The organism is Pseudobutyrivibrio ruminis CF1b (genome assembly GCF_000424005.1).
Taxonomy (GTDB): domain Bacteria; phylum Bacillota; class Clostridia; order Lachnospirales; family Lachnospiraceae; genus Pseudobutyrivibrio; species Pseudobutyrivibrio ruminis_C.
In genome coordinates, this window is record NZ_AUJB01000008.1 from 327,653 (window position 1) to 348,789 (window position 21,137).

Genomic DNA, 21,137 nt, shown 5'->3' on the forward strand with positions numbered 1-21,137 from the left:
TTTCGGGTAGTAATTGGAGTAGGTAATATTATTATAATGGATGATGTCAGATAATATATGAAGAAACTGTTAACTACACAGAAAATTCATATTTGTTTAACCTAAAAAATACGATTGAATTGTGCCTACATGGTATTATTAGGCTACATTCCTTTGTTCTATTGGGAGGTGCCTATGAGTTTTGTTGAATTTAAAAATGTAGGTAAAATTTATAAGACTGGAGAGGTGAAAATTGAAGCTCTTCATGATGTGAATTTTGAGATTGAAGAGGGGGAGTTTTGCATTATAGTAGGCGCTTCTGGCGCCGGCAAAACCACCATTTTGAATATACTTGGGGGAATGGATACTCTTTCAAGCGGAGGTGTTTACCTGGCTGATAGGGATGTTTCTGGATATTCCCCTAGAGAGCTAACCAGCTACAGACGTTTTGATGTAGGATTTGTATTTCAGTTTTACAATCTGGTAGGAAATCTTACAGCTAAAGAAAATGTGGAGTTAGCCGCACAGATATGTAAGGATCCAATTCCGGCAGAAGAAATATTGGAAGAGGTGGGACTTAAAGAGAGAATGAATAATTTCCCAGCCCAGCTTTCAGGTGGAGAGCAGCAACGAGTGGCAATAGCCCGAGCGTTAGCAAAGAATCCGAAGTTACTTTTATGTGATGAGCCTACAGGAGCTCTTGATGATGAAACAGGCCGTCAGGTCTTAAAGCTTTTGCAGGACACCTGCCGTAAAAACGGAAAGACGGTTGTGGTAATTACCCACAATCATGCATTGACTGCTATGGCTGACAGAGTAATAACAGTTAAATCTGGGACTATCGCAGATATGTATATGAATGAAAAACCAAAGAGTGTGGATGAGATTGAATGGTAGCAAAGGCTCCCATTGAGGTGAAGCTGTCAGCATAGCTGACTGATGAGGTGTAAAAAATATGTTAGCTTTATCAACATTTAGAGAAATAAAACAGTCTCTAGGGAGATACATCGCACTTCTAATGATTATTGCCATCGGAGTAGGCTTTTTTGCAGGTCTGAAGGTCACAGACCCTGCTCTTCGTGCGTCCATGCAACAATACTTTGAGGATAATGAATTCTATGATTTTCGTCTTATTTCGTCCCTCGGCTTTGGAGAGGATGAAATCGAGTATATTAAGAATAATATTGATGCCAGATATGTAGAGGAATCTATAGCATTTGATGTAATGATGTCGTACGCGGATAGCGAATATGCTATGAAGATAATCAGCCTTTCAACAAACATCAATAAGGTAGTTCTTATGGAGGGCACCTGGCCAAAATATGAAAATGAGTGTCTTGTGGATGCAGCAGCATTTGATGAGATTCATGTTGGGGATACCATTAAGGTGGCAGACGGTAATGAGAAGGAGGACAGGGATCGCTTTAAATACAGTAGCTTTAAGATTGTAGGAATAGCAAAATCACCTCTATATATTCAGTATGAAAGAGGTACCACATCTATTGGAACAGGAGTACTAGATGGATTCTTATATGTAAAAAATGAAGCATTTAAGGATGATATCTATACGGATTGCTACGTTAAGCTTGATTCAGATCCACCTATTTATTCAGATGAATATGACAAGCTCATAGAATCTAAAGAAGATGCTGTTCAGGCAGTATTGGATAAGGCGGCTGAGGACAGGTACGCTGGAATTATTAAAGAAGCACAGGATAAGCTGGATGATGCCAGGGAAGAACTGGAGGATAAGAAGGCATCCAAAGGTAAAGAGTTGGATGATGCCAAATCAGAATTGGATTCCGCCAAGAAAAAGTTAAATAGCGGTAAAAAGCAGATAGAGGAGTACGAGTCCCTGGAGTCTCAGTTAAAGGATGGGTTGGATCAGATGCTTTCTGGCATTAATCAGATGGAGATGGCCCGGTCTGTGAATTCAGCCATGTTTGATGAGAATCAGTACAATGCACTTATGGCACAGTATCAGGAGAAATCTGCTCAGTTATATACACTTCAGTCTGGACTTGAAAAAGCCCGAAAGGAATACAACAGTGGTAAGAAGGAATACGAAGATGGTTTGACTGAGTATGAGGATGGTGTTAAGGAGTTTGATGAAAAGATAGCAGAAGCAGAGGATGAGATTGCTGATGCACAAAAGGAGATAGATGACATTGAGGAGGCAGACACATATCTTCTGAAAAGAGATGGAAATGCTGGATATGTTTGTTTTGAAAGTGATTCTACTATAGTAGGTGCTATCGGTAACGTATTTCCAATATTCTTCTTCCTGGTTGCAGCGCTGGTTTGTATGACTACCATGAACCGAATGGTGGAGGATCAGCGAACTCAGATAGGTGTGCTGAAGGCATTGGGCTACAGCAATGGAGCCATAATGGGAAAGTTTGCATTTTATTCAGGCTCAGCAGCATTTGTTGGTACATTGTTGGGATTCTTCCTTGGTACATTCGGATTCCCGCAGGCAATCTGGTATGCATATCAGATGATGTATAATACCAGAGGGGTGGATTATTACTTTGACCCTGTTATGCTTGTGATTTGTTTTGTAGTTGCTTTTTTATGTTCAGTTGGGGTGACACTTGTTTCATGTCGTGTGGAAATGACTGAGATGGCAGCATCCCTGATGAGACCAAAGGCACCTAAAGCAGGAAAGCGAATCTTTTTAGAATACATTCCGTTCTTCTGGAACAGACTTAAGTTTTTACGCAAGGTAAGTCTTAGAAACATATTCAGATATAAAGGTCGTCTGATTATGATGGTAATGGGAATCGGAGGATGTACGGCACTGCTTGTTGCTGGTTTTGGTGTGTATGATTCCATCGCTGATATAGCGGAGAACCAATACACAAATATTTCGTTATACGATATGGATATAACCCTAAAGAAGGGAAGCAAGGTGCCAGTACATGTTTTAGAGAAGAATGGATATGATACAGAGGACTATATTCTTTTCTATCATAGCTCGGTAGACTTGAAATTTGGCAAGCATACCAAGAATATCTATATGAACGTATATGATGACGGCGCTGACATCGATAAGTTTTTTGACATCCATGATGTGAAGGGCAATCATATAGATATGGAAAGTCTTGGGGATGATGAGATAGTTCTTAACATGGGTATATGTGACAGGTTTGATATAAAGAAGGGGGATAAGGTTACAATATCTTCTGAGGATATGAAGCCTGTGACTCTCACAGTAGGTGCAATCAATCAGAACTTTATTAACAACTATATGTACATGAATGCCAGCACCTATGAGAAGAACATTGGCCCTATACCTGAAAAGAAAAATCTCTTTGTGGTTGTTGATGAGGGAATAGATTCTCACGAGGCAGGTGCTGCTCTTATGGGGGATAACGCCATAAGCATCGTTCAGCCAACTCAGGATATGTTAGACAGAGTAGAGAATATGATGGGCAGCTTGAATATCATAATATACCTTGTTATTGGTTCAGCTATGGCACTTGCGGCAGTAGTTGTATATAATCTAACAAATATTAATATTTCTGAGCGCGTAAGGGAAATTGCAACAGTGAAGGTGCTTGGCTTCTATAAGGAAGAGACCAGATCTTATGTGTTTAGAGAAAATATTCTTTTAGCTATTATGGGTGCAGCAGTAGGTCTTGTGCTGGGTAAGTTTTTCCATGCATTTATAATGAGCCAGATTATTGTGGATCTCATCACCTTTGATGTGAGGGTAACTCCTCTTAGTTATGTTCTTTCATTTGTACTGACTGTAATATTTACGTTAGTAATAAATGTGCTGATGGGACCAAAGCTTGATGAGATTAGTATGACGGAGTCTCTGAAAGCAGTTGAATAAAAGTGAAATTTCATCTAGACTTTACTTCTTTACTGTGCTACAGTAAACTGAAAAGAAATTTATAGATAAGCGAGGGAAGAATCATGTCAGTTAATTATGTAAGTACTAGGGATTTGAATAAGCAGGAAATCACTGCTTCACAGGCTATCTTAAAGGGCCTTGCAGATGATGGCGGTTTGTTTGTCCCAACATCTATTCCAAAGCTGGAGGTTCCTGTAGAAGAGCTTGCCAAGATGACATACCAGCAGGTGGCTTATGAGGTATTAAAGCTTTTCCTTTCTGATTTTACAGAAGACGAGTTAAAGCATTGTATCAACAGTGCATATGACAGCAAGTTTGACACAGAAGAGATCGCACCACTCGTATTTGCAGACGGAGCTTACTATCTTGAGCTTTTCCACGGTGCTACAATTGCATTTAAAGATATGGCACTTTCGATTTTGCCACATCTTATGATTACTTCCGCTCGAAAAAATAATATTAAAAATGATATCGTTATTCTTACAGCTACATCAGGTGATACAGGTAAGGCTGCTCTTGCAGGTTTCGCAGATGTAGAGGGTACAAGAATCGTTGTATTCTATCCAAAGAATGGTGTTTCTGCAATTCAGGAGCGCCAGATGGTTACACAGAAGGGTGATAACACTCACGTTGTTGGTATCAAAGGAAACTTTGATCAGGCACAGACAGGTGTTAAGCAGATGTTCAATGACAAGGCTCTTGCAGCAGAGCTTGATGCAGCAGGGTTCCAGTTCTCATCTGCAAACTCTATCAACATTGGACGCCTTGTTCCACAGATTGCTTACTACGTATATGCGTATTCAAAGCTTCTTGCTGAGGAGAAGATTACTTCTGGCCAGGAGATTAATGTAGTAGTTCCTACAGGAAACTTTGGAAATATTCTTGCAGCATACTATGCAAAGAACATGGGTCTTCCAATTGCCAAGCTTGTTTGTGCATCAAATGAGAATAAGGTTCTCTATGATTTCTTTACAACAGGTGAGTACGACAAGAACAGAGAATTCATTCTCACAAATTCTCCTTCAATGGATATTCTTATCTCAAGCAACCTTGAGAGACTTATTTATCATATAGCTGGTGATGATGCCGCTAAGAATGCTGACCTTATGGAATCACTTAAGGTTACAGGCAAGTATCAGATTACTTCAGATATGAAGGACAAGCTTGACAGCTTCTATGGGAATTATGCATCTGAGAAAGAGACTGGTGAAATAATCAAGGCTCTTTACGAAAAGACAGGTTACGTTATCGATACACATACAGGTGTTGCTGCTTCTGTTTACAACAAGTATAAGAATGAAACAGGAGATGACAAGGTGACAGTTATCGCATCTACAGCAAGCCCATTCAAGTTTACACGTGCGGTAATGGGAGCTATCGACCATGCATATGAAAAGGAAGAGGATTTTGTGCTTGTAGATAAGCTTTCAGAGCTTGCAAAGGTTAATGTACCTAATGCAATTGAGGAGATTCGCTCAGCTCCAGTTCGTCACGACACAGTTGTTGAAGTAGATGACATGTGCGCCGAAGTAAAGCGTTTCCTTGGAATTTAGTTTACGTTAATTATTTATAAAAAGTAAGAGCCTTAGGTAGGTAACAAGCTCTAAGATTTCTCAAGCGAATCATGTTAGATGAGCGGAGAAATACTTAGGCTTGTTACTGTAACTTAAGGCTCGTAATATTTAGAAACAAACTAAAAGGTGCACAGTTCCGAATGGATAAGCCACTGGGAAATCTACACATTTATTTGGTCCTGAAAGTACACCTTCCTCTGTTATCACAGGTGGTGACAGGGAAATATCTTTTGAAAGCTGATTGGATGCATTTACAATAAATAGTCCGTTGTGGAGATTAAGGAAATCCTCCAATGCAGCTACAATATATTCATTGAATTCGTTAAAATCTTCTTTTGCATATCTTGATGAAAATGCAATTGCAGTTTCTCTGTCGCAGTCAATATGAGTGATAAATTCATGGTCACTGCTGACGCCCTGAGATACACCAAATGTCACTGGGAACTCATCCAGTACCATAGGTGTAAGCGGAGAGAAGTCCTCTCCAATAAACCTTATTAAACTGTTAAACATCAACTCAAGATACATTAAGTTCAGGTCGTTGGTAGGCATTTCTGCCATAAGGAAGAACTTGGAAATAATATTCTCGATTGCATCCTGATTCTCAACATCAAGATCTAAATCATAAAGTTCAGCCTCGTTCTTATAGTCAAAGATAATTCTTTCCAGTTCTTCGTAAGAAAAAACTCCATCTTCAACTAAGTTTTGGCCCAACAATACAAAATCCGGAGTTTGCTTTGAAAGCAATTCTTCCACCTGAGATTCGTCGAGATAACCTCTTGCTATGGCTATTTCTCCAAAACGCTTATCTTCTCGAGTTTGTACATAGAGACACTCGTCCACTTCATTGGCCGTCATCAGACCCTCGTGGATGGCAATTGTACCAAGCTTTATATGGGTCTGAGAAAGTCGGGACATAGCATTGAAAAGTTGCTCCTGGGTTACAAGTCCCTTTTGCAACAAATAGTTACCTAAGAACTGTGTATACATAAACTATTTTCCTCCAAGGCGAAGTTCGATTATTTCCTTGATTTGGTTTTTCTCAAACGGTTTCTGTATAAAATCTTTTGCGCCCAGCTTAATTGCCTTTTTTAACTGCTCCTGTGTTCCAACGGAAGAAACGATGATGATTACTGCTTCCTCATCGAAAGACTTAATCTCTTTTAGAGCTTCGGTACCATCTTTTTCAGGCATAACGATATCCATGAAAACAAGATTAGGCTTCTCTTTTTTGTAAAGCTCTACAGCCTCAGCCCCATTTTTTCCTTCGATGAAGGTAGCACCGGTAGCAACTTCATTCACTGCATCAACTAATTGTTTTCTGGCAAGTACTGAATCATCACAAACTAGGATTTTTTTATTAGTTATGTCCATAAAGCCAATACCTCCTGCATATTATAAATTAATAATACAATAACAATTATGTATATTCAAATATATTTATCAGATAAAATAAGGAGATTTTATGAATTTAAGAAAAATTCAAAGGCGCAATTTATGCCAATTAAATTCGTGTATTTAATAGAAATACAGCGGAATGTTGGGTATAATTAATTCATTAAGTTTTTGGAGGGAACAATAATGACAATGAATTTTTTCTCAATTTTTGATGCGATTATTTCTTTACTTGGAGTATACCTTGTATTCGCTGGAGTAAAGGGATATAAGCGCGGCGAAGTAGATCCTATGGTTATTACAACAGAGGAACTTACAAGATGCGGAAATATAAAGGGACTGTCTGCTTACCTGATGCCTAAGGTTGCTATCTTCGGTGGGTTTTGCATGCTTTTTGGTGCCCAGGGACTTTTAAATGATTCACAGGTATTTGAATTTCCAAAGTATGTAAATGTAGTTTTCCTTGTTGCATTTGTTATTGTTTGGATTCTATTCTCAGCTGTCATTCACAAAGCAAAAAAACAGTATATTCATTAAAAAATTTGGATAACATCACCTAGAATTCACATAAATAATGGATACTATAAATTGATAGTTTACGTATCATGTTTTAGGAGGCTTACATGAAGAAGATTTTAGTAGTTGATGACGAGGAAAAGATTCGATCAATTATTCGTAAATACGGTGAGTTTGAAGGGTATGAAATTGATGAGGCCTGCGATGGAATGGATGCCATCGAAAAGGTAAAGGCCAACAGTGATTACGATGTTATTATAATGGACGTTATGATGCCGGAGCTGGATGGTTTCTCGGCATGCAGTGAGATAAAAAAGATAAAGGATATTCCTGTTATCATGCTTTCAGCAAGAGGTGAGGAATACGACAGAATTCACGGTTTTGAAGCTGGCGTTGATGACTACGTGGTTAAGCCATTTTCACCTAAGGAATTGATGATGCGTGTAAACGTTGTCACCAGTCGTACCAAGGCTGATACTGGGGCTGCAATGGACATTTTCAAATACGAGGGATTGGAGATTAATTTCACTGCCCGTACTGTTTCCATAGATGGAAAACGAATTGATATGTCCCCAAAAGAATATGAGCTTCTGTTTTATCTGGTTCGCAATAAAAATATTGCACTTGAACGAGAGAGACTTATCACTGAGGTATGGGGATACGATTATTATGGCGATGACCGAACATTGGATACCCATATTAAGCTGTTGAGAAACAGCCTTGGTGATTACAGAAAATTATTAGTTACACTTCGTGGCGTAGGCTACAGATTTGAAGCGTAACCCAGGGGGTATTCTTTTGAGAAATAATCGTATTAGTATAAAATGGAAGACCTTTTCAATATTTCTGATTTTTACCATAGTGCTCTTAGGGGTACTATGGTTTTTTCAGATAGTCTATCTTGATGACTTTTATAAGATAATAAAAAGGCAGGAGACTGAGGCGGTCCTTAATCATGTGGAGAGTCTGATCTGTGATTCTGACGACTGTTCTGATGATATAGAAAAGATAGCGGCAAATCATAATCTGGGAATTTATATCACTGATGAAGAAGGTAATTCCATCTACAACGCAGAATATATTTACAATTCCCAGATGTCATCTATTCCACCTTTCCTGTTTGAGATTTTCTATGACGAGGCAGTTGCCAATGGTGGCGAGGCTGTCATCGAATACAAAGGCGGGGAGATGCAAAACAAGGTCCGCGAGGTTCTTGATAGTCTGATGGCAGTTCAGGAGGCAGCAGAGCCTGAGCATGAAGGAAAAATAGCATACACCATACCACCTAAGAGAGAGAACGAAGGGCAGTTCCGCCAGAACATTGGTGATGATATGGCCGAGTCGGTTATCTATGTCAGAGTTATTGATGTTGGTAATACTAAAAATGTAATCATGATCAACTCAGTTCTTACACCTGTTAATGCAACGGTTGATACTTTAAAGGCTGAACTTAAATATATCTCGTTTATTATTATCGTAATTGCGTTTATTCTTGCGGTAGGATTATCGAGAAGTATTTCAAAGTCAATCATCAAGATTAATGACGGCGCAAAGAAGCTTGCATCAGGAGATTATTCAGTTAAGTTTAGTTCACATGATTACATGGAGGTTTCTGAGCTTTCTGATACTTTGAACTATGCAGCATCAGAGCTGGGTAAGGCGGACAGCTTCCAGAAGGAGCTTATTGCAAATGTATCCCATGATTTGCGTACACCACTTACCATGATAAAAGGGTATGCTGAAGTTATGCGTGACATTCCAGGAGAAAATACACCTGAGAATGTGCAGGTTATAATTGATGAGACTGAAAGACTTTCAGGACTTGTTAATGATATGCTTGATATTTCAAAACTGAAGGCTGGAACTATTACAATTCAGCCTGAAGAGTATAACATCACGGAAAGCATCCGCCACGTATTAGAACGTTACAACAAGCTTCGTGAGGTTGATGGATATACTATTGATTTTATCTACGACGACGAAGTTATCGTATATGCGGACGAGCAGAAGATGTATCAGGTACTTTATAATCTTATTAACAACGCCATTAATTACACCGGCGATGACAAGAAGGTTACAGTTACCCAGAAGGTTTTGGATAACATCCTTCGCATTGAAGTAAAGGATACAGGCCAGGGCGTAAAGCAGGAAGATATTCCATATGTATGGGATAGATACTATAAAGATTCATCGACTCACAAGAGAGCTATTCAGGGCACCGGACTAGGCCTTTCAATTGTAAAGAATGTGTTGGAGCTTCACGGTGCAAAATACGGAGTTTTCTCCACTACAGGCCAGGGCGCTACCTTCTGGTTTGAAATAGTAATCAATCCTTTTGATGAGGATGAGGAATAATAAAGAGCCCCCAATTTTGGGGCTCTTTATTGATAGATGTTTACTTAATTTGAACAACAACTTTTTCAACACTTGATACTCTTTGCTTTATTTTGGAGTGTAAGGTAGAAGATATTTTAATTTATAAAGAAGATGAGTAAAAAGAAATTTCTGAGGATTTTAGTTTTGACTAAAATCCTTTTTTATTTTCATCCTGCTGATTACATTATACCCATCAAGGCAGCGTATCAATGATACCCTTCGGCGCTGCGCGTCATTGACTCGCTACCTTTTGATGGGCGCAAATTAATCAAGCAGGCTTGAAAATGAGACTGTGGCTACGCCCAGTTTTACTACCTAATTGGAGAAATGTTTTATAGGCAGTAAAAAATAGGGATATTTTACTACCTAATTATTGAAAGTGGAATTGAGGTAGTAAAAATGAGCAAAAAATTACTGCCTAGATTTTGAGTTGAAATATAGGTAGTAAAAAAGTGGTTTTATATACTGCCTGTAGATTTTTTGGGGTTCTAGGTAGTAAATAGAAAGATAGAATTATCACAGGTAAACGAAAATATAGCTGATTTCAGAGGGTGAGTGATAAATATTAAGGAAATTTGCTGTAGATTTATCGCAGATGAGCGCAGCCAAGCGCTTAAGGAGGGGTGTTGCGATAAAAAATAGGGCTTATTTGGCGTAGAAAGCAATATTTTTATCACGGCATAGTATTGAAAGATTGATCTTTCGCTGTTCTGCGATAAAAGAATACTCAATGTGTAGTGCTTTTTATCGCAATACCTTGGCTAGAGATTGTAATTACATTTTCTTGTGATAAATATGACTCGTGGCTTGCCACATATGCAAAGCAGGTTGAAAAAAAGGATTCTAGCCAAGAACTAGAATCCTTTAAATTATTGTGTTGTTTATTAATCTACAACTCTGTCTTCGATTGGAATGTATTTCTTGTGCTGGCATACTGTCATGTAAGCAGGACGCATAATCTTGCCCTTATGGCAGATTTCCTCCATGCGGTGAGCACTCCAGCCAGCGATACGAGCGATGGCGAAAATAGGAGTGAAGAGTTCGCCTGGAATGCCAAGCATCTGATAAACAAAGCCTGAATAGAAATCCACGTTTGGCGAAACACCCTTATAGATCTTTCGCTCTTCAGCGATAATCTTTGGAGCAAGCTTTGCAACTAATTCGTAAAGACGATATTCCTTTTCCATTCCTTTTTCAATGGCAAGGTCTTCAACGAATGAATGGAATGTAAGAGCACGAGGATCTGATACTGAATAGATAGCGTGTCCCATACCATAAATAAGACCAGCATTGTCAAAAGCTTCGCCGTGAAGAAGAGCTCTAAGGTAAGTGCTAACTTCTTCTTCATCTTCCCAGTCCTTAAGATGAGACTTCATATCCTCAAACATTCTAACAACCTTTATATTGGCACCACCATGCTTAGGTCCCTTAAGTGAACCAAGGGCAGCAGCGATAGCAGCGTAAGTATCTGTACCTGAAGATGATACCAGGTGAGTGGTGAATGTAGAGTTGTTACCACCACCGTGCTCCATATGAAGAATCAATGCAACATCAAGAAGCTTTGCTTCAAGTGGAGTGAACTTGCTGTCTGGTCTAAGGCAGTGAAGAATGTTCTCTGCTGTAGAATAGTCAGGTCTTGGCTGATGAATGATGAGAGAATTCTCATTATAGTAATAATCATAAGCTGCATAGCTATAAACCGAAAGCAATGGGAAATTAGCAATGAGCTGTAAACACTGTCTTAATACGTTTGGTTCTGAAGTATCATCTGCGTAATCATCGTATGAATAAAGAGCAAGTACTGAACGAGCAAGGGAATTCATCATATCCTTTGAAGGGCTCTTCATAATCATGTCACGAACGAAATTTGGTGGAAGAGAGCGATAGTGAGCAAGGATACCCTTGAAATCCTCTAACTGCTCTTTTGTAGGAAGAGTACCAAATAAAAGCAGGTAAGCACATTCCTCGAAACCAAAATGCTGTTCCTGTGGAAGGTTTTTCACAAGATCCTGCACATTGTAACCGCGGTAGAAAAGCTGACCGTCGCAAGGTACTTCTTTGCCATCAACAAATTTCTTTGAATTAACTTCAGAAATTTCTGTGATTCCGACAAGTACACCTTTACCATTAAGATCTCGAAGACCTCTTTTTACATCATAGGTTGTGTACAACTCTGGATCTATATATGAAGATTTTTTAGAAAGCTCTGCAAGGCTTTCTAATTCAGGAGTTATCTCGCTGTAATTCTCTATGATCATGAAACATTTTCCTCCTTCCAAATTGCAATTACAAATTTCACTTTAGCACACTAAATTGCAATTTAAAGTATACTACCATAAAACATGGCTTAGATACAAGTGGAAAACGATTTTATCTGAAGAGGAAATAGATTATAATTCATAAAGTATAGATAGATTTTTATAAGGAGAAGTTTATGACACTTACACAGCTTAGGTACGTAATCGTACTGGCAAAGGAGAATTCAATAAATGAGGCAGCAAAGAGACTGTTCATTTCTCAGCCATCACTTACTGCGGCTCTTAAAAGCCTGGAGCAGGAAATTGGGTTTGATATTTTTAATAGAAGTAAGAATGGAATTTCTCTTACGGTAAAAGGTTCTGAGTTTATTGGATATGCCCGTTCTGTAGTAGAGCAGTATGATATTTTGGATGCGAAATATGTTTCCAAGAGTAATATCAAGAGAACCTTCCATGTATCTATGCAGCACTACACATTTGCTGTTGATGCCTTTGTGCAGGTAATCAAGCAGTACGGTATGGATGAGTACGAGTTCGAAATCCACGAGACTCAGACATATGAAGTTATTAAAAATGTAAGTGACCGTAAAAGCGAAATCGGAGTTCTATATTTAAATAATTATAATAAGGCAGTTCTTGAAAAGATTTTTAAGGATTCAGGAATACAGTTTAATCCACTTTTTGATTGTCGCATTTACGCATACATGCATAAGAGCAATCCTCTTTCTAAAAAGAAGTCAGTTACACTTAAAGAGTTGGATGATTATCCTTGTCTGGTCTTTAGCCAGGGTGATCATAATTCCCGTTCATTTGCAGAGGAAGTACTGAGCGATTATGACTACAAACAGATTGTTAGAGCAAGCGACAGAGCATCTATGCTAAACCTTATGGTGGGCATCAAGGGTTACACACTTTGTTCCGGTATTATCTGTAAGAATCTTAACGGAGACGACTATGTGGCAGTTAAACTGGATGAAGATGAGACTATGACAATCGGTTATATAGCTCAGAAAGATACAGTACTCAGTGACATTGCTCGAAAGTATGTAGAGGAGCTACAACAATATAAAAATGAAATACTTTTATAATGAAAGACAGTTGTCTTTCAGATAAAGACACTAAAGAATCGCCGAGACCCTATAAATTGGCGATTCTTTGGCGTTATAGGCAAAACCTATAACTGATTATAAAATATGTGTATTTTACACGCGTACAGTAATTTTCTATACTCATACAAGTAAAACCTAGATTTAACTAGGTTAACGATCGATCGGAGGCAATTTTAAATGATACGACTTGAAAACGTATCCAAAGAGTTCAAAACAAAAGGCGGAAAAGTTGACGCCGTTCACAATGTTAGTTTTGAGATTCGCGATGGCGAAATATTTGGAATAATCGGTTTTTCAGGAGCAGGAAAATCTACACTTGTTAGATGTTTAAACCTGCTTGAAAGACCAACAGAAGGACATGTTTGGTTTGGTGATTTAGACCTTACCCAGGCTAGTGAAAAAGAATTACGCAAAGCTAGAAAAAGCATAGGAATGATTTTCCAGCAGTTCAATCTTTTGGCTCAGAGAAATGTTATTGATAACGTTTGTTATCCACTGGAGATATCTGGTGTAAGCAAGAAAGAGGCAAGAGAGAAAGCCAGAGAGTTACTTAAAATAGTAGATTTGGCCGACAAAGAAAAATCATATCCAGCACAGCTTTCAGGTGGACAAAAGCAGAGAGTGGCAATAGCAAGAGCGCTTGCCACAGACCCAAAGGTTTTACTTTGTGATGAGGCTACTTCAGCACTTGATCCTCTCACCACAAGAAATACTTTAAATCTTCTCAAAGAGATTAATGAAAAGATGGGAGTTACCGTTGTTATCATTACTCACGAGATGAGAGTAGTTGAGCAGATTTGTGACAGGGTTGCAATCATGAGCTCAGGTGTGGTTGAAGAAATTGGAGAGGTAAAGGAAATCTTTAGAAATCCAAAATCTGAGACAGGCAGAAAGCTTGTTACTCCAGAGGAAGAAGATGGTGGAGTTCCAGTGCCAACAAAGGACTATATAAGAATAGTCTTTGATGGACAGTCATCATACGAGCCAGTGTTAGCTCAGCTTATTTTACAGACTGGATTAGAGCTTAACATTTTGGGCGCCAGCACAGCAGATATTAACGGAAGCGCATTTGGTCAGCTTCTTATAGAAACTCCAGAAAAAATAGAAGATCTTAAGAAGATAAGAGAGTTTCTTTCAGCAAAAGGAGTTTTTGCTGAGGAGGTTAAAACCCTTCAGGAAGGAGGACTAAATGAGTAGTATTTTAAGTTATCTTGGTTTAGATCCAAGACTTGGTGAAGTAATAATAGCTGGTATTGGAGAGACTTTTTATATGGTAGTTATCTCCACTGTAGCAGCCTATATTATAGGAATACCTGTTGGTGTTATTCTTTACATTACTGGTAAGGGTGGAATTAGAGAAAATGGAATTATTAATGGCATTCTTAGCTTCATAGTTAATGTGCTTCGTGCCGTACCATTTTTGATTCTGGTTGTAACAGTTCTTCCAATTACAAGAGCAATCGTACATACAACTATCGGTTGCAATGCTACTATTGTTCCTCTTGTTATAGCAGCTGCACCATTTGTAGGCAGAATGGTTGAGTCTTCACTTAAGGAAGTTGATGAGGGCGTTATCGAAGCGGCAAAAGCCATGGGGTCATCAAACTGGCAGATTATTAGCAAGGTTCTTATTCCAGAAGCAAGACCTTCACTTTTAGTTGGTTTTACAATTGCATTTGCAACAATTCTTGGTTATTCAGCTATGGCCGGAATTATGGGTGCAGGCGGACTTGGAGCTATCGCTATAAATTATGGATACTATAGATTCCAGCCAGATGTTATGTGGGTTGCAGTCGTATTACTAGTTATCTTCGTAATTGTTTTCCAAGAAGGCGGTTTGAGATTAGTAAATAAGATAGATAGGAGAATTAAAAAATGAGAAAGAGACTACTTACATTACTTACAGCAGGGGTTCTTGCAACATCTTTATTTGCAGGATGCGGTTCTAATGCAGCTGGGGATGCTGCAAAGACAAATTCGGCAGAGGATAAGGTTATCACTATTGGTGCTACACCATCACCACACGCAGAGATTCTTGAACTTGTAAAGGAGAATCTTGCTGCAGAAGGTTATACACTTGAAATCGTAGAGTACAACGACTACGTAATTCCTAACACAGCACTTGAAGATGGTGATTTGGATGCAAACTTCTTCCAGCATCAGCCATACCTTGATGATTTCAATGCGGAGAAGGGAACACACATTGTAAGTGTTGCAGCTGTTCACTTTGAGCCAATGGGTATCTACGCTGGAAAGACAGCTTCAGTTGATGAGGTTTCAGATGGCGCAGTAGTTGCTGTTCCAAACGATACAACAAACGAAGCAAGAGCATTACTTCTTCTTGAGGCAAACGGTCTTATCAAGCTTAAGGATGGCGCTGGTATTACAGCTACAGTTCTTGATATTGAGGAGAATCCACTTAACCTTGAGATTCAGGAGCTTGAGGCAGCACAGATTCCTAACTCACTTCAGGATGTTGACATCGCAGTTATCAACGGAAACTACGCACTTTCAGCAGGTGTTTCAGATCCAATCGCAGTTGAAGCTTCTGACTCACTTGCAGCTGAGACATATGCAAATATTGTTTGCGTAAAGGAAGGCAATGAAAATACAGACAAGACAAAAGCTCTTGTAGATGCAGTTCTTCAGGACAATGTAAAAGAGTTCATCGAAGGCAAATATGAAGGAGCAGTAGTACCTGTTTTCTAATATAAAAATGATTGTAAAAAGCGCCATCTTTTGATGGCGTTTTTATTTTGTAAATGTAACAAAAATTAAGGTGCAAAATTGTACAAAACATAAAGTACTTTTTTTGTGAATTTATTGACAATAATTTGTGTAACGTCTAGAATGATATTTAGCGAAAATTAGTTTTTAGCCTTTATTTTATAGGGGTTAGCTAGTAAAAATTTATTTAGAAAAGTGAGGTAAGACAAGATGGCTAATGTTGATTTAACAAAGTATGGCATCACAGGAACAACAGAAGTTGTTCACAACCCTTCTTATGAGGATCTCTACAAGGAAGAGCTTGATTCTAAGCTTGAGGGATACGAGGTAGGTAAGGAAACAGAGCTTGGAGCTGTAAACGTAATGACAGGTATTTACACAGGTCGTTCACCTAAAGATAAGTACATCGTTATGGATTCAAACTCTAAGGATACTGTTTGGTGGACAACAGAAGGATATCCAAATGATAACCATCCTATGTCTGAAGAGGTTTGGGAGAAGGTAAAGGAGCTCGCTAAGAAAGAGCTTTGCGATAAGAGATTATTTGTAGTAGACGCATTCTGCGGTGCTAACAAGGATTCTCGTATGGCAGTTCGTTTTATTATGGAGGTAGCTTGGCAGGCACACTTCGTTGAGAACATGTTCATTAAGCCAACAGCAGAAGAGCTTGCAAACTTCGAGCCAGATTTCGTAGTTTACAATGCATCAAAGGCTAAGGTTGAAAACTTCAAGGAGCTCGGTCTTAACTCTGAGACTTGTGTAGCTTTCAATATCACATCTCGCGAGCAGGTTATCATTAATACATGGTACGGCGGAGAGATGAAGAAGGGTATGTTCTCTATGATGAACTACTTCCTTCCACTTAAGGGTATGGCTTCAATGCACTGCTCAGCTAACTGCGATATGGATGGAAAGCACACAGCAATCTTCTTTGGTCTTTCTGGAACAGGTAAGACTACACTTTCTACAGATCCTAAGCGTCGTCTTATCGGTGATGATGAGCACGGCTGGGATGATAACGGCGTATTCAACTTCGAAGGTGGTTGCTACGCAAAGGTTATCGGTCTTGATAAGGAGTCTGAGCCAGATATCTACAACGCAATCAAGAGAGATGCTCTTCTTGAGAACGTAACAGTAGCTGCAGATGGAAAAATTGATTTTGATGATAAGAGCGTTACAGAGAACACTCGTGTATCTTACCCAATCGAGCACATCAACAATATTGCAGCTGAGGTAAATAAGGTTTCTGCAGGTCCTGATGCTGAGAACGTAATCTTCCTTTCAGCTGATGCGTTCGGAGTACTTCCTCCAGTATCTATCCTTACACCAGAGCAGACAAAGTACTACTTCCTTTCAGGATTTACAGCAAAGCTTGCTGGTACTGAGAGAGGTATCACAGAGCCTACACCTACATTCTCTGCTTGCTTCGGTCAGGCATTCCTTGAGCTTCACCCAACAAAGTATGCTGAGGAGCTTGTTAAGAAGATGGAGAAGTCTGGAGCAAAGGCATACCTTGTAAACACAGGTTGGAACGGAACAGGTAAGCGTATCACAATTAAGGATACAAGAGGAATCATCGATGCTATCCTTTCTGGTGACATCAAGAAGGCTCCTACAAAGACAATTCCTATGTTCAACTTCGAAGTTCCTACAGAGCTTCCAGGTGTTGATCCTAAGATTCTTGATCCTAGAGATACATATGCTAACGCTTCTGAGTGGGAAGAGAAGGCAAAGGATCTTGCACAGAGATTCAACAAGAACTTCGTTAAGTACACAACAAACGATGCTGGTAAGGCACTTGTTTCAGCAGGTCCACAGCTCTAAGATTGTAGCTTAAGTATTATAAATACTAATAATTTACCCACCTTGTGACATATTGTTACGAGGTGGGTTTATGTTTGTAATATAGGACTTACGTGTAACTTTGTGAAAAATCTGTTCTTTATTTTGTCACAAATATATTGTAATATAATTGCAGGTACAAGATACCGACTTTTACCTAACCTGGGATGTGCGATTTAACTTATCCTTTTTGAACCTACATTTACTTTAAATGGAATGCCTATATTTCTAATCGGCTGTCAGGCCTCCTTTGCAGTGGAAGGCAAAAGATTAGTTGCGGCGATCCACCTAGCTGGCGCTAGGAGTCAATTGATAGGCCCGGCATTTTGGGTTAGGTTTGTTAGAAACCTACAGCGGCTATGCGTTGCATAGTCGCTTTTTCTTTGCTAAAATTTTGCATTGAGGAGAATATATATGTGGACATTTTTAGGATATGGAAAAACATATTTAGATAAATGCGGCAGAGATAACATTGGAGCATATGCGGCCCAGACAGCATACTTCATGATTATGACTGCTATTCCTGTGACCATGCTTTTGGTGTGGATTGCAGGTCTTATTCCATCTATCAGTCATTACCTTAATGAGCTGATTTACGAGGTTATCCCTGCTGAGTTTTCGCCCTTCATGGCAAAGGTAGTTCATCTTGTCACAAAGGGTTCTGTTGGTGCGATTTCCATCTCAGCACTGATGGCTATCTGGTCATCTGGAAAAGCCTTCCAGAATCTTATGGTTGGTCTTAATCAGGTTAATCAGATTGAAGAGACAAGAAATTGGTTTGCCAGACGAATCAAGGCTGTTTTTTATACCATGTTTCTTCTGTCTATTATTGTGGTAATCATGCTTATGCTTGTATTTACACAGAAGCTTCAGGGCTATGCGAAAAGCACATATGGATTCCTTGCTTACATGTTTGGAATTCGCCCGTTGTTTAGAAGTATTTTTGTGTTCATATTTTTGGTTATCGTATTTACGTTTTTATTTACTGTTTTGCCAAATAAAAATCTCAAGTTTATGAGTCAGCTTCCAGGTGGAGTAATCTGTGCTGTCAGCTGGTATGTATTCAGTTTGTTCCTTGCTATATGGGTAAAATACTTTAACGGTTTTTCTATGTACGGGGCACTGGCTACCATGATGATTTTTATGTTTTGGCTTTACTTTTGTATGTACTTTATGCTCATGGCTGCAGAGGCAAATGTATTCTTTGCAGATGCATTTGGACTGGCATGGGAAAAGTTTAAAAATGACTTTAAAGCAAAGCATTTTAGCAATTGGACTAGTAAGTAATTCTGTGCTAAACTAGATTGAATGTTTATAAAAAGCTTAGAAAGAAATTAAGATGTTAGTAAAAGATTTTGATTATGACCTTCCTGAGGAGTTAATAGCTCAGGATCCTCTTGAAAAGAGAAGTAATTCAAGACTTATGGTCTTGGATAAAAAAACAGGCGAGATTGCTCATCGCCATTTCTATGATATCAAAGAATATCTCAGACCAGGCGACTGTCTGGTTATCAATAACACTCGTGTTATTCCAGCAAGATTATATGGAGCCAGAGTAGGTTCAGGCGGAAAGGTAGAGATTCTTCTATTAAAGAGACTCAGTGACAATCAGTGGGAATGTCTTGTAAAGCCTGGTAAGAAAGCCCGCCCTGGAATGGAGATTTCCTTTGGAGATGGTCTTTTAGTAGGAAAGATTATCGATATTGTTGATGAGGGAAATCGTATTATCGAGTTTACATATGATGGTATTTTCGAAGAGATTTTAGATAAGCTTGGAGAGATGCCACTTCCACCGTATATCACACATAAGCTTAAGGATAGAGACAGATATCAGACTGTATATGCGAAGTTTGATGGAAGTGCGGCAGCACCTACAGCAGGTCTTCATTTTACACCAGAGCTTTTAGAGGAAGTAAAGGCAATGGGAGTGAAGATAGCAGAGGTTACTCTTCATGTTGGTCTTGGTACATTCCGTCCTGTTAAAGAGGATGAGGTATTAGACCACCACATGCACTCAGAATATTACGAACTCACTCAGGAAGCCTGCGACATTATTAATGAGACAAAGGCTAACGGAGGAAGAGTCATTTCAGTTGGTACCACAAGTACACGTACTCTTGAATCAGCTGCGGAGCCAGGAAAGCCACTTGTTCCAAAGAGCGGATGGACACAGATTTTTATCTATCCTGGTTATGAATTCAAGGTAATAGATTGTCTGATTACTAATTTCCATCTTCCACAGTCCACACTTATTATGCTGGTTTCAGCACTGGCTGGAAGAGAACATGTCCTTGCTGCATATGAGCAGGCTGTTCAGGAGAGATACAGATTCTTCTCCTTTGGAGATGCTATGATGATTACCGATTTACATCAGGGAGAGTAACTGATAAAATTTTAACTTAGTGAGAATTTAGTTTAGGGAGGCCACCTATGGTAGATATTATTTCAGAGTTAAGTGCCAAGTTCGAGACAGAACTTCAGAATATCAAGAATTCTGAAGAACTTGAGAACATCAGAGTTTCATACCTTGGCAAAAAGGGTAGTGTTACAGCTGCCATGAAAGAAATGGGCAAGCTCTCAGCGGAAGAGAAAAAAGAGTTTGGTCAGAAAATTAATATGCTTAAGAACACTGTAGCAGACAAGATTGCAGAGAAGAAGGATGAGCTTGCAGCTTTAGAGCTTCAGAAGGAAATCGATAAGGTTCCTGAGTTTGATATTTCCCTTCCAGAGCATTTTGATCAGGGAAGCTATCATCCAATTACACTTGTTCAGCGTCAGTGCGAGACAATATTTAAGTCAATGGGATTTACCGTTGAGGATTACAGTGAGGTGGTTACAGACTACGAGTGTTTCGAGTCAGTTAATATCCCTAAGTATCATCCTGCCCGCGATATGCAGGATACATATTACCTTGAGAATGGTCAGCTCTTAAAGTCTCAGACAACAGCTGCCCAGAACGCTATCTACAAGAAATACAGAAAGCAGCTTCTTGAGAATGGTACACCTATCAAGGCTATCTTCCCAGGTCGTTGCTTCAGAAACGAAGCTACAGATGCATGTCACGAGAACACATTCTTCCAGATGGAAGGTGTTATGGTAGGTAAGGACATTTCTATTTCAAACCTTATCTACTTCATGAAGACTATGCTTTCAGAAGTATTTAGAAGAGATATTAAGGTTAGACTTCGTCCAGGTTTCTTCCCATTTGTGGAGCCAGGTTTCGAGCTTGATATCAACTGCCTTAACTGTGGTGGTAAGGGTTGTCCTTCATGCAAGCACTCAGGATGGCTTGAGCTTTGCCCATGTGGTATGGTTCATCCAAAGGTTCTTGAAGAGGGTGGCATCGATCCAGAGAAGTATACAGGTTTTGCCTTTGGACTTGGCCTTACAAGACTTGCAATGATGAAATACGGTATTAAGGACATCCGTGATCTGAATAGCGGTAATCTTAACAGCTTAGCTCAGTTCACTGATGACGAGCAGTAAGGGAGGACGAAGA

General features: G+C 39.2%; 17 protein-coding genes, 1 other RNA gene and 1 pseudogene. 16 read left to right on the forward strand and 3 right to left on the reverse strand.

All coding sequences use genetic code 11. The annotated features are described in order from the left end of the window. Nucleotides 1-174 precede the first annotated feature (174 nt). The 3 genes from G592_RS0103840 (at nucleotide 175) to thrC (ending at nucleotide 5,394) form a co-directional block, all read left to right on the forward strand. The gene (locus G592_RS0103840; RefSeq protein ID WP_028246643.1) at nucleotides 175-876 is read left to right on the forward strand and encodes an ABC transporter ATP-binding protein; all 702 of its coding nucleotides are present in this window, start codon (nucleotides 175-177) and stop codon (nucleotides 874-876) included. 58 nt (nucleotides 877-934) lie between these two features. Next, nucleotides 935-3,820: an FtsX-like permease family protein gene (locus G592_RS0103845; protein ID WP_028246644.1), complete on the forward strand. Its 2,886-nt coding sequence runs from the start codon at nucleotides 935-937 to the stop codon at nucleotides 3,818-3,820. 83 nt (nucleotides 3,821-3,903) lie between these two features. Continuing rightward, a complete protein-coding gene (gene thrC, locus G592_RS0103850; protein ID WP_028246645.1) occupies nucleotides 3,904-5,394 on the forward strand; it encodes a threonine synthase in 1,491 nt (496 codons plus the stop codon). Between the two features lie 129 nt (nucleotides 5,395-5,523). Here thrC and G592_RS0103855 read toward each other — a convergent pair whose 3' ends face one another. Together G592_RS0103855 and G592_RS0103860 are read right to left on the reverse strand one after the other, a co-directional pair. Beyond that, complete coding sequence (locus tag G592_RS0103855) at nucleotides 5,524-6,405, reverse strand: hypothetical protein (protein ID WP_028246646.1); 882 nt, start codon at nucleotides 6,403-6,405, stop codon at nucleotides 5,524-5,526. A gap of 3 nt (nucleotides 6,406-6,408) precedes the next feature. Then, complete coding sequence (locus tag G592_RS0103860; protein WP_028246647.1) at nucleotides 6,409-6,789, reverse strand: response regulator; 381 nt, start codon at nucleotides 6,787-6,789, stop codon at nucleotides 6,409-6,411. A gap of 207 nt (nucleotides 6,790-6,996) precedes the next feature. Here G592_RS0103860 and G592_RS0103865 point away from each other — a divergent pair, with 207 nt between their 5' ends. The 4 genes and pseudogenes from G592_RS0103865 to G592_RS18125 all read left to right on the forward strand — a co-directional run. Further along, on the forward strand, nucleotides 6,997-7,347 hold the full coding sequence (locus G592_RS0103865; protein ID WP_028246648.1) for a hypothetical protein: 351 nt from the start codon (nucleotides 6,997-6,999) through the stop codon (nucleotides 7,345-7,347). Between the two features lie 86 nt (nucleotides 7,348-7,433). Further along, on the forward strand, nucleotides 7,434-8,108 hold the full coding sequence (locus tag G592_RS0103870) for a response regulator transcription factor (protein WP_028246649.1): 675 nt from the start codon (nucleotides 7,434-7,436) through the stop codon (nucleotides 8,106-8,108). Nucleotides 8,109-8,124: 16 nt separating this feature from the next. After that, complete coding sequence (locus tag G592_RS0103875; RefSeq protein ID WP_036951694.1) at nucleotides 8,125-9,681, forward strand: HAMP domain-containing sensor histidine kinase; 1,557 nt, start codon at nucleotides 8,125-8,127, stop codon at nucleotides 9,679-9,681. 68 nt (nucleotides 9,682-9,749) lie between these two features. Continuing rightward, nucleotides 9,750-9,821: pseudogene (locus G592_RS18125) on the forward strand (helix-turn-helix domain-containing protein); the annotation flags it as partial. Nucleotides 9,822-10,586: 765 nt separating this feature from the next. Here G592_RS18125 and G592_RS0103880 read toward each other — a convergent pair. Continuing rightward, the gene (locus G592_RS0103880) at nucleotides 10,587-11,960 is read right to left on the reverse strand and encodes a citrate/2-methylcitrate synthase (RefSeq protein WP_028246651.1); all 1,374 of its coding nucleotides are present in this window, start codon (nucleotides 11,958-11,960) and stop codon (nucleotides 10,587-10,589) included. A 176-nt stretch (nucleotides 11,961-12,136) separates the two neighbouring features. Here G592_RS0103880 and G592_RS0103885 point away from each other — a divergent pair, with 176 nt between their 5' ends. From G592_RS0103885 to G592_RS0103920, 9 genes are all read left to right on the forward strand, one after another. Next, nucleotides 12,137-13,048 (forward strand): LysR family transcriptional regulator, encoded by a 912-nt coding sequence (locus G592_RS0103885; protein ID WP_028246652.1) that lies wholly within the window; start codon nucleotides 12,137-12,139, stop codon nucleotides 13,046-13,048. Nucleotides 13,049-13,246: 198 nt separating this feature from the next. Continuing rightward, nucleotides 13,247-14,266: a methionine ABC transporter ATP-binding protein gene (locus G592_RS0103890; RefSeq protein WP_028246653.1), complete on the forward strand. Its 1,020-nt coding sequence runs from the start codon at nucleotides 13,247-13,249 to the stop codon at nucleotides 14,264-14,266. Next, nucleotides 14,259-14,948, forward strand: coding sequence for a methionine ABC transporter permease (locus tag G592_RS0103895; RefSeq protein ID WP_051194747.1), 690 nt, complete (start codon nucleotides 14,259-14,261; stop codon nucleotides 14,946-14,948). Before G592_RS0103890 ends, G592_RS0103895 begins: the two co-directional genes overlap by 8 nt. After that, nucleotides 14,945-15,778: a MetQ/NlpA family ABC transporter substrate-binding protein gene (locus G592_RS0103900; protein ID WP_028246655.1), complete on the forward strand. Its 834-nt coding sequence runs from the start codon at nucleotides 14,945-14,947 to the stop codon at nucleotides 15,776-15,778. Before G592_RS0103895 ends, G592_RS0103900 begins: the two co-directional genes overlap by 4 nt. Nucleotides 15,779-16,006: 228 nt before the next feature. Beyond that, complete coding sequence (gene pckA, locus G592_RS0103905) at nucleotides 16,007-17,620, forward strand: phosphoenolpyruvate carboxykinase (ATP) (protein ID WP_028246656.1); 1,614 nt, start codon at nucleotides 16,007-16,009, stop codon at nucleotides 17,618-17,620. A gap of 174 nt (nucleotides 17,621-17,794) precedes the next feature. Further along, nucleotides 17,795-17,975: non-coding RNA, 6S RNA (gene ssrS, locus G592_RS17325), on the forward strand. Nucleotides 17,976-18,052: 77 nt separating this feature from the next. Then, nucleotides 18,053-18,925, forward strand: a complete 873-nt coding sequence (locus G592_RS15595; protein ID WP_051194748.1) for a YihY/virulence factor BrkB family protein — start codon at nucleotides 18,053-18,055, stop codon at nucleotides 18,923-18,925. A gap of 52 nt (nucleotides 18,926-18,977) precedes the next feature. Then, the gene (queA, locus tag G592_RS0103915) at nucleotides 18,978-20,021 is read left to right on the forward strand and encodes a tRNA preQ1(34) S-adenosylmethionine ribosyltransferase-isomerase QueA (protein ID WP_028246657.1); all 1,044 of its coding nucleotides are present in this window, start codon (nucleotides 18,978-18,980) and stop codon (nucleotides 20,019-20,021) included. 47 nt (nucleotides 20,022-20,068) lie between these two features. After that, nucleotides 20,069-21,124 carry a phenylalanine--tRNA ligase subunit alpha gene (locus G592_RS0103920; RefSeq protein WP_028246658.1) on the forward strand — a complete coding sequence of 352 codons (1,056 nt, stop codon included), beginning with the start codon at nucleotides 20,069-20,071 and terminating at the stop codon, nucleotides 21,122-21,124. The last annotated feature ends 13 nt before the right edge of the window (nucleotides 21,125-21,137 follow it).

Bases quoted from the DNA above. Each gene is read 5' to 3' on its own strand.
- G592_RS0103840 (WP_028246643.1), top strand. From the start codon at position 175: ATGAGTTTTGTTGAATTTAAAAATGTAGGTAAAATTTATAAGACTGGA.
- G592_RS0103845 (WP_028246644.1), top strand. From the start codon at position 935: ATGTTAGCTTTATCAACATTTAGAGAAATAAAACAGTCTCTAGGGAGA.
- thrC (WP_028246645.1), top strand. From the start codon at position 3,904: ATGTCAGTTAATTATGTAAGTACTAGGGATTTGAATAAGCAGGAAATC.
- G592_RS0103855 (WP_028246646.1), bottom strand. From the start codon at position 6,405: ATGTATACACAGTTCTTAGGTAACTATTTGTTGCAAAAGGGACTTGTA.
- G592_RS0103860 (WP_028246647.1), bottom strand. From the start codon at position 6,789: ATGGACATAACTAATAAAAAAATCCTAGTTTGTGATGATTCAGTACTT.
- G592_RS0103865 (WP_028246648.1), top strand. From the start codon at position 6,997: ATGACAATGAATTTTTTCTCAATTTTTGATGCGATTATTTCTTTACTT.
- G592_RS0103870 (WP_028246649.1), top strand. From the start codon at position 7,434: ATGAAGAAGATTTTAGTAGTTGATGACGAGGAAAAGATTCGATCAATT.
- G592_RS0103880 (WP_028246651.1), bottom strand. From the start codon at position 11,960: ATGATCATAGAGAATTACAGCGAGATAACTCCTGAATTAGAAAGCCTT.
- G592_RS0103885 (WP_028246652.1), top strand. From the start codon at position 12,137: ATGACACTTACACAGCTTAGGTACGTAATCGTACTGGCAAAGGAGAAT.
- G592_RS0103890 (WP_028246653.1), top strand. From the start codon at position 13,247: ATGATACGACTTGAAAACGTATCCAAAGAGTTCAAAACAAAAGGCGGA.
- G592_RS0103895 (WP_051194747.1), top strand. From the start codon at position 14,259: ATGAGTAGTATTTTAAGTTATCTTGGTTTAGATCCAAGACTTGGTGAA.
- G592_RS0103900 (WP_028246655.1), top strand. From the start codon at position 14,945: ATGAGAAAGAGACTACTTACATTACTTACAGCAGGGGTTCTTGCAACA.
- pckA (WP_028246656.1), top strand. From the start codon at position 16,007: ATGGCTAATGTTGATTTAACAAAGTATGGCATCACAGGAACAACAGAA.
- G592_RS15595 (WP_051194748.1), top strand. From the start codon at position 18,053: ATGTGGACATTTTTAGGATATGGAAAAACATATTTAGATAAATGCGGC.
- queA (WP_028246657.1), top strand. From the start codon at position 18,978: ATGTTAGTAAAAGATTTTGATTATGACCTTCCTGAGGAGTTAATAGCT.
- G592_RS0103920 (WP_028246658.1), top strand. From the start codon at position 20,069: ATGGTAGATATTATTTCAGAGTTAAGTGCCAAGTTCGAGACAGAACTT.